This is a genomic window from Actinoplanes sp. NPDC026670 (assembly GCF_040638175.1).
In the GTDB taxonomy this organism is placed as follows: Bacteria; Actinomycetota; Actinomycetes; order Mycobacteriales; family Micromonosporaceae; genus Actinoplanes.
This window is the reverse complement of sequence record NZ_JBEZXU010000040.1, coordinates 36,733-47,026: the sequence shown is the minus strand read 5'-3', so window position 1 is coordinate 47,026 and position 10,294 is coordinate 36,733. Positions and strand designations below refer to the sequence as shown.

The following is a 10,294-nucleotide window of genomic DNA, read 5'->3' as shown; positions in this document are numbered from 1 at the left end:
GGTTCGCTCGACAGGAACGGTTCGGCGGGCGGCTCCGGTTCGCTCGACAGGAACGGTTCGGCGGGCGGCTCCGGTTCGCTCGACAGGAACGGTTCGGCGGGCGGCTCCGGTTCGCTCGACAGGAACGGTTCGGTGGGTGGCTCCGGTTCGCTCGACAGGAACGGTTCGGTGGGTGCCCGGGAGATCGTCATCGCCGGGGAGGCCGGTGACGGCACCGAGGCTGTCGACCTGGCCCGGCGCCTGCTGCCGGACGTCCTGATCAGCGACGTGGCGCTGCCCCGGCTGGACGGTCTCGCCGTGGCCCGGGCAGTCTCCGAAGCTCGGCTCGCGGTGCGTGTCCTGCTCCTGACCGGCCACGACACCGACGAGGAGGTGCTCGCCGCGATCACCGCCGGCGCTGCCGGCTACCTCTGCAAGGACGCCCCGCAGGCGGAACTCGTCGCCGCGGTCCACGCCGTGGCCGCCGGCGGCGCCGTGATCACCCCGCCGGTCCTGGCCCGGATGCTGACCCGCCTCGCCGGAACCCTCCCCACCAGCACCGGCGACGACGCGGCCACCAGGCTGTCCCCACTGACCGGCCGTGAACGCGAAGTCCTGATCCACGTCGCCCGCGGCCGCAGCAACAGCGAGATCGCCGCAATCCTGGGTGTCAGCGACACCACCGTGAAAACCCATGTCGGCCACGTGCTCACCAAACTGCGCCTGCGCGACCGCACCCAGGCCGTGGTCCTCGCCTACGAGACGGGCCTGGTCCGCCCCGGCACCTGAACCCTCCAGATAGCCACCCACTGCCCGCCGACCCGATGAGCCCCAGACGGATGACATCTCCTCGGCCGCAACGCCTCCTCCGGCAACGCCTCCCATGGCTCGTCGCCCATGGCTTGTCAACCACGGCTCGCCGTTCGTCGTTTTGCTGCTCGTCGCTTTGTCGTCCGTCGCTTTGTCGCTCGGCGCCTTGTCGCTCGGCGCCCGTAGCTCGTCGCTTTGTCGCTCGGCGCCCGTAGCTCGGCGTTCGTCGCTCGGCACCCTTAGCTCGGCGTTCGTCGCTCGCCATTCGGCATTCGGCGCTCGTAGCTCGTAGCTCGGCGCTCGGCGCTCGGCGGATCTTGCACGAATCTCCACCCTCGCGCCGATCTTGCAGTCCTTTCCACCTCCCGACGGGAAGAAAGCTGCAAGGTCTCCCCGACGCAGTGGACCTTGCAGGACAAACCACACCCAAGCGTGAAGAACCATGCAAGATCGCTGACAAGGCGGAGAACCGTGCAAGATCTACAGGGCTGGCCGGGGACGAATCCCCGCGAGTAGGAAATTCATGCCCTCGCCCGACACCTCAGCTGCATGCTTTGACCGGGGCAACAGTCCGAAAATTGGTCGGGCAAACGTCGCACGACAGAGGGATCGACTGCGGACAGGGCGAAAGCCTCGAAGAAGCTTCATTCAGCAATGACAGGCGCACACATTCGCCGATCGAGTGCTCCCATCACCGCTGCCACGATGGCCAACGCTCACAGAACGCCGATCGTGCGCGCTCGCCCACGTCCCAGCAACGACGGACGCACACGCACCGCGATTGTGTGCTCTCAACGTCGCTACCAGCCCGCCTTCCCATCTCTCGCCGAAGATCACCACTGCCCGGCGCAAGAAGCCCTGCACCATGCCAGGCGCACCGGACGGCTGACGTCCCGGCCTTCGGACAATGCGAAGGAGACGGCCGGAACGAGTTCGGCGAGCACGACAGTCCGAGCACCATCTCCAGCGCCAGGAGATCAGGGCAGACCGCGGCGTCGGCTTGCGGTGCGTCCGCGACAAGCGCGACCGTCTGCCCGCGGGGCGATCGTCCGACCGCGGGGCGACCATCCGCGCACGGGGTGACCATCCGCCCGCGGCGCTACCGTCCGCCCGTGGGACGACCATCCGCGCACGGGGTGACCGTCCGCGCACGGCGCGACCATCCGCCCGCGGCGCGACCATCCGCCCGCGGCGCTGCTGTCCGCCCGCGGGGCGACTGGACCGCTGGGGGTTCGAGGTGGTCAGGCGGCGCGCTGGACGTGGATGTCGCCGGAGGCGGTTCGGATCTTCAGTTCGAGGGTGGCTCCGGTCGGTGCGATGTCGTCGCCCGGGGCGGCCAGGTTGTTGACGTTGCGGCCGGAGGACGTGTCGAGGTCGAGCCAGACTCCGGTGCCGGGGGCCACGCCCACGCGGACGTCACCGGAGGAGGTTCGGATCCGGGCCTGGCCGTGGTGCAGTCGGCCCACCTCGATCTCGCCGCTGGCGCTGGAGGCCTCGACGGAGGCGCCCGCCGAACCCAGACGGATGTCGCCGCTCGACGTGCCCGCTTTGACGTCACCAGTGACGTCACCAATGGTCAGATGACCCGAGCTGGTCTTGAGAGTGACCGCACCACCGGCCTGCCCGACGGTGAGGTGACCGCTGGCGGTGGTGATGCGCGCGTCACCGTCGACGCTCTCCACCTCCGAGTCGCCGGACGACAGGTCGAGGCTGACCTGCGCATACCGGCCGGTGGCACGGACCGGGGCGGCGGCGCTGCGGCCGGTCAGGGTGCTGCCTTCGGGGACTTTGATGCTGATGGCGAGGCTGTGCCCGCGCCGCCAGAGGGCGCCGCGCCGCTCCGGCACGCGCACCACGAGGGTGTCGCCGTCGAGAGCCACCTCGACCTCGGCGGCCAGGTCACGGGCGGCGCTGCTGTCACGGAGCGGTGTGACGTCGACCTGGATCGTGTCGCGGTGGCCGGCTTCGACGTCGACCCGGCCACTGAGGGCACGGAGCGAAACGGTCACGGGTTCGGTGCGCGCGTACTCGTACATCAGAGGCTCCTGAAAAGGATGAGTGGTGGAAACCGGGAGGGATCAGGCCTGGAAGAAGCCGGTCACGCGGCGGCTGCCGCCGCCGGAGGCGCCGGGCCGGCCGCCGCCGATCGCGGTGGTCACCGCCCGGACCAGCCAGGCGTTGACGGAGACGCCTTCGGCGGCCGCGGTCTGCTCGACGTGCGCCTTGAGGCTCTCCGGCATGCGCAGGGTGAGCCGCGCGAGGTCGCCGCCGGTGTCGGCGACAGCCGGCAGAGGGGTCGCGGGCACGTCGGGAGCGGCGCCGCTGACGACGAGGTCGGCCTCGCGGCCGCGGAGCCGGACCTCGACGACCGGGCCGCTGAGCCGGGTGGTGATCTCGGCGGCGGCGTCGGAGAGGGCTTCGAGCAGGGCCAGCCGGGCGGACGATTCGAGCGCGCCGCCGAGGAGTTCGGCGGCGCGGACGGTGTCCGGCCCGGCGGGCGCGGCGACGGCGGCGAGGTCGGCGCGGAGCCCGTCGAGGTACGGCGTCAGATCCATACCACCACTATGACGTCATAGTGACGTCACCGCAAGTGTCAGACTGCCGTCAACAGTGCCGCCAGGAATGCCGGATCCACTCCGGCCAGCGTCGACCGCAGATGCACCCCGTCGACCGGGGCCAGCTCCAGCTCGGCCGGCACCGCGAGCACCACCGCCCCGGCCGCGGCCGCGCTCGCCACCCCGCTGGGCGAATCCTCGATCGCCACGCACTCCGAGATCGGCACGCCGAGCAGGCCGGCCGCGGTCCGGTACGGCTCCGGATCCGGCTTGGGCCGCTCCACCTCGTCACCGCAGACGACGACGTCGAAATTCTCCGGCCCGAGCGTCTCCAGCGCGACCTCGACGAGCCGCCGCCCGGTCGACGTCACGAGCGCCGTCGGAATGCCGGCGGCCCGGACCGCGTGCAGCAGCTCCATGGCCCCGGGCCGCCACACCAGCCCGTCGGCGAACAGCCCCTGGACCCGCATGCTCAGCCACTCGACGTCGGGCGCCTCTGGTCGCCCGGGCTGCCCGAGGTCGTCACGGAACAGCTCCATGCTGCGGGCCATACTGGTCCCGACCATGGCCAGGCGGGCGGAGTCGGAGAGGACACCACCGGCGTGGACGGCGAGCTCGGTGAGGGCCACGCCCCAGATGCGCTCGCTGTCGACCAGCGTTCCATCCATGTCGAAGAGCACCGCGGCAGGATTCACGCGGCCCATTCTGGTCGACCGCCGAGCCGGAGGCTCAGTGGATGTGACGGTGCCCTCAGAGCCCGCAGGGTTGCAACGACTCCTCGTAGCCGTTGGCGAACGACTGGATGCGCTGCTCCGGCGAGCCGTGCGAGCCCGGGGCGAACCAGGGCTGGCCGGGATCGTCGCCGACCGACAGGAGCCCGTCGGCGAGTTCCTGGGTGTCGTTCTCCTCCATGGTCAGGTTCTTCTCCCGGACCTGGTCACCGATGTACGCCCCGGCCATGCAGTCGGCCTGTAGCTCCTGCTCGATGGTGAACTCCTTGCGGATGCCGAGCCGGGCCTGGACGGCGTGTGCGTACTCGTGGCCGAGCAGGTAGTACACGAACGCGTCGCCGAGCTGCTGGAACGAGGCGAACGCCCAGTTCACGTCATAGGCGATGAAGTCTCCGGCGGAACAGTAGACGGCGTTGTTGAGGGGCAGCGGCTGGCCCGCGCACGACACCTCGCCCTCCCGCTCGTACGCGATGATCTCGGCGACCGGCTGGAATCCGGCGCCGAGCCGCTGTGACCAGTAGTGCTCGGCCACGGCCTGGGCAGCCTGCATGTCGCGGGCGAACTCCTCGGGCGTGTCGGTGCCCTCGGGGCCGAGGTCGGCGCTGCCGGTGGCTTTTGGCGTGGGCGGCTGCCCGGACCGGGACAGCGGCTGCTGAACGGGCAGGCAGCCGGCGGTGAGCAGCACGGCGAGAAGGGCCAGGAGCGTTGCCGGTCGAGCGCGCATACGGTCCTCCAGGACGGGGTTACCACGTTAGACCGAATCCACCAACATCAACGTTCTCAGGGAACTCCCTGAGAAGTTCCTAAGTGCTCGCCTCAGGGATTTCTCCGCGTCGGCCTCACCCGCCGGGCGGACGCCGGCGGCCCGGTCCGCCGCAACACTGGGGCGGACGGAATTTGGGACCACAGGGGGAGACACGGTGGCAGCGACGAATGCCGGCGGGCCGGTGGCGGCGCGCGCGGACGGGATCTGGAAGGTGTACGGCTCGGGCGAGGCCCGGGTGGCGGCACTGCGGGGGGTCAGCGCCGAGTTCGGGCGGGGCCGGTTCACGGCCATCATGGGGCCGTCCGGCAGCGGCAAGTCGACACTGATGCACTGCCTCGCCGGCCTGGACACGGTGGACGAGGGCACCGTGCACATCGGCGGCACGGAGATCAGCACCCTCGGCGACAAGGCGCTGACCCGCCTGCGCCGGGACCGGATCGGGTTCATCTTCCAGCAGTTCAACCTGCTGCCGACGCTGAGCGCGGCGGAGAACATCAAGCTCCCGCTGGACATCGCCGGTCGCAAGGCCGACCCGCAGTGGTGGGACACGGTGATCGGCACGGTCGGTCTCGCCGACCGGCTCTCGCACCGGCCCAGCCAGCTCTCCGGCGGCCAGCAGCAGCGGGTGGCGTGCGCGCGGGCGCTGATGGGCCGCCCCGACGTGATCTTCGCGGACGAGCCAACCGGCAACCTGGACTCCCGGTCCGGCGCCGAGGTGCTGTCGTTCCTGCGGTCCAGCGTGCGCGAGCACGGCCAGACGATCGTGATGGTCACCCACGACCCGGTGGCGGCGAGCTACGCCGACCGGGTGGTGTTCCTGGCCGACGGCTCGATCGTCGACGAGCTGGCCGACCCGACCGCCGAGACGGTGCTCGACACCATGAAGCGGCTGGACGCCCCGTCCGACTCGGTGATGCTCTGATGTTTCGCGCGACCCTGAAGAGCCTGCTCGCCCGGAAACTGCGGCTGGTCCTGTCCGGCCTCGCGGTGATCCTCGGCGTGATGTTCGTGTCCGGCGCGCTCGTGCTCACCGACACGCTCAACCGCACCTTCGACTCGATCTTCAGCGACGTCTACGCGGCGACCGACGTCTCGGTCACCGCGAAACCCAAGGTCGAGGTCTCCGAGATGGATGGTGAAGAGGTCACCCCATCGCTTCCGGCCTCCGTCGTGGAGACGATCAAGACCCAGGCTGGGGTACGGTCGGCGACCGGCCGTGTCGATGCCGACGGGGCCCGCGTGATCGGAACCGACGGCAAGGTGCTCACCTCGTTCGGCCCGCCGCGGATCGGCTCGAACTGGACCGGCACGGACGACTTGATGGAGATCCGCTCCGGCCGTGGTCCCGAGTCAGCCGATGAGATCGCCATGAACGCGACCACCGCGAAACTGGCCGGCTACTCCGTCGGCGATCGGGTGCCCGTTCTCACCCAGCAGCCGAAACGTGAGTTCACCCTGGTCGGCATCTGGGGCTACACGGGCGGCCGGGACAGCATCAGCGGTGTGCAGGAGGTCGCCTTCACCACGCCCGTGGCGCAGGAGCTGATGCTCGGCGAGAAGGACGTGTTCACCTCGGTGACGGTCGCCGCCGCCGACGGCGTCACCCCTGACCAGCTGCGTGACCGGCTCACCCCGGTGCTCGGCGCCGAGTACGCCGTGAAGACCGGCGATCAGCTGTCCGCGGAGAGCTCGGCCAGCCTGAAGGAGGGCATGGGCTTCTTCAACCAGATCCTGCTGGGCTTCGCCGGGATCGCGCTGTTCGTCGGCATCTTCCTGATCCTCAACACGTTCTCGATAGTGGTCGCCCAGCGCACCCGTGAGCTGGCGCTGCTGCGCGCCATCGGCGCTTCCCGCCGCCAGGTGATCAACTCGGTGCTGGTGGAGGCCGTGCTGGTCGGCCTGATCGCCTCGACCCTGGGCCTGCTCGCCGGGATCGGCGCGGGCGCCGGGCTGGGCGCGCTGTTCAGCGGCATGAGCGGCGGGATGGACCTGGCCCCGATCGGGGTGCCGCTCTCCGCGGTGATCAGCTCGTTCACGGTCGGCATCCTGGTCACCGTGGTGGCCGCGGTGACGCCGGCGATCCGGGCGTCGCGGATCTCCCCGGTCGCCGCGATGCAGGACGTGGCCACCCCGGACCGGCCGCTCACCAAACTCACCGTCACCGGGACCGTGGTCACCTCGGCCGGCGCGGCGGCCCTCGGCGCCGGACTGTTCGTGGCGAACGGCAGCACCGCCCTCTACCTGATCCTCGGCGGTGTGCTCGTCACGTTCGTCGGCGTCGCCCTGCTCACCCCGCTGATCAGCCGCCCGGTGGTCGCCCTGCTGGGCCGGCTGTTCTCCTGGTCGGTGCCGGGCCGGCTGGGCCGGCTCAACTCGGGCCGCAACCCGCGCCGCACCGCGATCACCGCAGCCGCCCTGATGGTCGGCATCGCCCTAGTCACCGGTGTGACGGTGGTGATGGATTCGGCGAAGAGCAGCCTCAAGGCCGAGGCGGCGCGCATCCTCAAGGCCCAGATCATGATCAGTGGCGATCAGGGTGGGCCGCGGCCGCCGATCTACGATCCGGCCGTTGTCGACAAGGCCGCCGCGATCCCGGGCGTCCGGGCATCCGCCGGGCTCTACAACGACCTGGTGGCGATCGGTGACGACAGGTCCTACGTGGCCGCCACCGAGGACCTGTCCCGGATGGCCGAGGCCTATGGCACGACGGCCCCTCGTCTCGGCGCCGACCAGATCGCGGTGTCCACGTCCGAGGCGACCGAACGCGGCTGGCAGACCGGGTCGCGGGTGCCGATCCAGACGTCGCGCGGCGAATCCCGGACGTACACGGTCGCCCTGGTCTTCGCCGAGGACACACTGCCCGGCAGCATCATCCTGCCAGCCGAGGCGATCAAGGGCTTCGGGATCACCCAGCCGGTCCTCGGGTTCATCCGGCTCGACGACGGTGTCCCGGTGTCGGCGGTGCTGCCGCAGGTCAAGGCGCTCGTGGCGGACAGTCCCGAGGTCTCGGCCACCGACCAGCAGACCTTCGTCGACAGTCAGGCGGCGGTGTTCGACCAGATCATCACGATGATCCAGATCCTGCTGGGCCTGGCCATCCTGATCGCCGTCCTGGGCGTGGTGAACACCCTGGCCCTGTCCGTCCTGGAACGCACCCGCGAACTGGGCCTGCTCCGCGCTGTCGGCCTGGGCCGCGCCCAGACCATGCGCATGATCACCGTCGAGGCCGTGGTGATCGCGGTGTTCGGCGCCCTGCTCGGCGTCACTGTGGGCGCCGGCATGGGCAGCGCGGTGGCCCGGGCCCTGAAGGACGACGGCATCACCCAGATCGTCCTGCCCTGGGACCGGATGGCCACCTACCTGGCCCTGGCCGCCCTGGTCGGCGTAATCGCAGCGGTGGTCCCGGCGATCCGGGCCGCCCGCCTGAATGTCCTGAACGCCATCGCCCACGACTGACGCCCGCCCATCCCGCCGGAACCTCAGCCCGCCGGTCCTCCGACCGGCGGGCTGAGCCGCTCCACTGAACGCCCCGGCAGATGCGGCGAACCTCCCCCGAGCACAGTGACGACCTGCGGTCCGACCCCACACCACACATCACCACACCGCGCCTGGCCGGCCGCCGCGTGGCGACCTGCGGTCCGATCCACACCACACATCACCACACCGCGCCCGGCCGACCGCCGCGTGGCGACCTGCGGTCCGATCCACACCACGCCCGGCCCGCCGTCGCGTGACGACCTGCGGTCCGATCCACACCTCACCACACCACACCACGCCTGGCCGGGCGGTTTGGCGGTGGGCGGCGCATCAGCCCGGCGGGCGCGCTGCCGGGCGGGAGTGGGCAGCCCCGTCGCGGTGCAGCCAGGGGAGGTGTGGTTCGGCGGGGGCGGGTAGCCGTACCATATGGGGGTTTTGCCGGGTCGCCGACCGGAAGACGGACGCGGGCGTCAGGACAGGATCTTGTCGAGTTTGGTGAAGCTCGAGCCCCAGCCTTCGCGGGCGCCCTCCCACATCTCGGCCGGGAACGGGCTCTGGGTGAGGACCAGGCGCGTGCGGCCGCCCTCCTCGTCGTGGAATTCGATGGTCAGGCGCAGTTTGTCGGCGCCGAAGTCCGGAATGTGGCTGACGTCCTCTTCGCCGACGAGCAGTTCGTTCTCGACGACCTCGACGAACGTCGCGTTGACCGGGGAGGACATCGACGGGTCGGCGTCGTTGACCATGGTGAAGACCTGTTTGCCGCCGGGGCGAGCGTCGATGTCGACGGTGTCGCGGGGCACCGACCAGCCGACCGGGCCGAACCATGCGGCGAGCTGGTCGGGGTCGGTGAACGCCCGGTAAACCAGTTCGCGCGGGGCGTCGAAGATGCGGGTGATGACGAGTTCGGTCACTTGTCGTCCTCCTGGAGGCGCTTGAGGTGGGCGTCGAGCCGGGCGAAGTTGTCGTCCCAGAAGCGGCGGTATCGCTCCATCCACGCGGTCGCCTCGCGCAGCGGCGCCGCCTCGAGACGGCTGGACCGCCATTGGGCGGACCGGCTGCGCGAGATCAGGCCCGCGTTCTCCAGGACCTTCAGGTGCCGGGAGATCGCGGGAAGGCTGATGTCGAACGGCTCGGCGAGCTCGGTCACAGTGGCGTCGCCTTCGGCGAGGCGGGCCAGGATGGCGCGGCGCGTGGGATCGGCCAGCGCCGCGAAGATCACGCTGAGCCGGTCGGACACGTACTTAACCCCCTCGTTAATTAACGGATGGGTTAAGAAGCTAACCGCGCCCGCGGCGCCTGTCAAACCTTGCTGGGGACCCGGCGGTGCAGCTCGGCGAGCAGGACCTCCGGTCCGGGTGACATCAGACCCACATCGATGATGTACGCGACCTCGCCGCCCCGCCGGCGCACGCGGGGTGGGCCGCCCTTGCCGTCGAGCTCGGTCGCGTAGTCCGCGCCGATCGGGGTGATCACCAGCTCGGTGAACGGCCCGCGGCCGTGCAGGGCCACCGCGGCGATCCCGGACCAGGGCAGATGGATCGGGCGGCGGCCGGTCGCGGCGAAGTCCAGCCCGTGCACCGAGGTGTGCAGCCAGCCGAGGCGGCGCCAGACGAGGAGCATCAGCGCGGCGGCGACGACAGCCGGGACGATGAGGGTGAACTCGGCGAAGACCACGATGTCGGCGGGACGCGGGCGGTATCCGGCGGCGGCCCGCACCCCCAGGGTGATCAGGAGCATCGGCAGCCAGGCGGCGGCCAGGACCCAGAGAGCGGTCACGTAGAACATGCCGCGCGCCTGGAAGAAACTGACGGTGTCGTCGGTGGGCCCGAGCACCTGATCCACATGGTCGGCCATATGCCGATTATGCCCGGATAAATGCGACTTGGTGGGTGGTATCGACGATGAGCCTTATCGATGCCTCAGGTGGCCCGGCGCGGCCGCCGGGTAGGTTCCCGCGCCCGCACGTAGGCTGTGTT

10 protein-coding genes and 1 pseudogene are annotated in these 10,294 nt (G+C 70.5%); 3 read left to right on the top strand and 8 right to left on the bottom strand.

The window, feature by feature from the left end:
* Positions 1-191: pseudogene (locus AB0E94_RS32765) on the bottom strand (cell surface protein); the annotation flags it as partial.
* On the opposite strand from AB0E94_RS32765, the gene AB0E94_RS32760 reads away from it, so the two are divergent.
* The gene (locus tag AB0E94_RS32760; RefSeq protein WP_360334321.1) at positions 169-768 is read left to right on the top strand and encodes a response regulator transcription factor; all 600 of its coding nucleotides are present in this window, start codon (positions 169-171) and stop codon (positions 766-768) included. The pseudogene AB0E94_RS32765 and the gene AB0E94_RS32760 overlap by 23 nt on opposite strands.
* Before the next feature lie 1,262 nt (positions 769-2,030).
* On the opposite strand, the gene AB0E94_RS32755 is transcribed toward AB0E94_RS32760, so the two are convergent.
* The 4 genes from AB0E94_RS32755 to AB0E94_RS32740 all read right to left on the bottom strand — a co-directional run bounded on the left by AB0E94_RS32755 (position 2,031) and on the right by AB0E94_RS32740 (position 4,799).
* Positions 2,031-2,825, bottom strand: a complete 795-nt coding sequence (locus AB0E94_RS32755; protein WP_360334318.1) for a DUF4097 family beta strand repeat-containing protein — start codon at positions 2,823-2,825, stop codon at positions 2,031-2,033.
* 42 nt (positions 2,826-2,867) lie between these two features.
* Complete coding sequence (locus AB0E94_RS32750; protein WP_360334315.1) at positions 2,868-3,344, bottom strand: toxin-antitoxin system HicB family antitoxin; 477 nt, start codon at positions 3,342-3,344, stop codon at positions 2,868-2,870.
* Positions 3,345-3,382: 38 nt separating this feature from the next.
* On the bottom strand, positions 3,383-4,024 hold the full coding sequence (locus AB0E94_RS32745; RefSeq protein WP_360334449.1) for an HAD family phosphatase: 642 nt from the start codon (positions 4,022-4,024) through the stop codon (positions 3,383-3,385).
* Between the two features lie 70 nt (positions 4,025-4,094).
* Positions 4,095-4,799: a neutral zinc metallopeptidase gene (locus AB0E94_RS32740; RefSeq protein ID WP_360334312.1), complete on the bottom strand. Its 705-nt coding sequence runs from the start codon at positions 4,797-4,799 to the stop codon at positions 4,095-4,097.
* Between the two features lie 196 nt (positions 4,800-4,995).
* On the opposite strand from AB0E94_RS32740, the gene AB0E94_RS32735 reads away from it, so the two are divergent.
* Both AB0E94_RS32735 and AB0E94_RS32730 read left to right on the top strand, forming a co-directional pair.
* Entirely contained in the window at positions 4,996-5,763 is a 768-nt protein-coding gene (locus AB0E94_RS32735; RefSeq protein WP_360334309.1) for an ABC transporter ATP-binding protein, read from the top strand.
* The gene (locus AB0E94_RS32730) at positions 5,763-8,297 is read left to right on the top strand and encodes an ABC transporter permease (protein ID WP_360334306.1); all 2,535 of its coding nucleotides are present in this window, start codon (positions 5,763-5,765) and stop codon (positions 8,295-8,297) included. The genes AB0E94_RS32735 and AB0E94_RS32730 overlap by 1 nt, the downstream gene beginning before the upstream one ends.
* A 491-nt stretch (positions 8,298-8,788) precedes the next feature.
* Here AB0E94_RS32730 and AB0E94_RS32725 read toward each other — a convergent pair whose 3' ends face one another.
* The 3 genes from AB0E94_RS32725 to AB0E94_RS32715 form a co-directional block, all read right to left on the bottom strand.
* Positions 8,789-9,229, bottom strand: coding sequence for an SRPBCC domain-containing protein (locus AB0E94_RS32725; protein ID WP_360334303.1), 441 nt, complete (start codon positions 9,227-9,229; stop codon positions 8,789-8,791).
* Positions 9,226-9,555, bottom strand: a complete 330-nt coding sequence (locus AB0E94_RS32720; protein ID WP_360334300.1) for a metalloregulator ArsR/SmtB family transcription factor — start codon at positions 9,553-9,555, stop codon at positions 9,226-9,228. Before AB0E94_RS32720 ends, AB0E94_RS32725 begins: the two co-directional genes overlap by 4 nt.
* A 62-nt stretch (positions 9,556-9,617) precedes the next feature.
* Positions 9,618-10,172 carry a hypothetical protein gene (locus AB0E94_RS32715; protein WP_360334297.1) on the bottom strand — a complete coding sequence of 185 codons (555 nt, stop codon included), beginning with the start codon at positions 10,170-10,172 and terminating at the stop codon, positions 9,618-9,620.
* Positions 10,173-10,294: the final 122 nt, after the last annotated feature.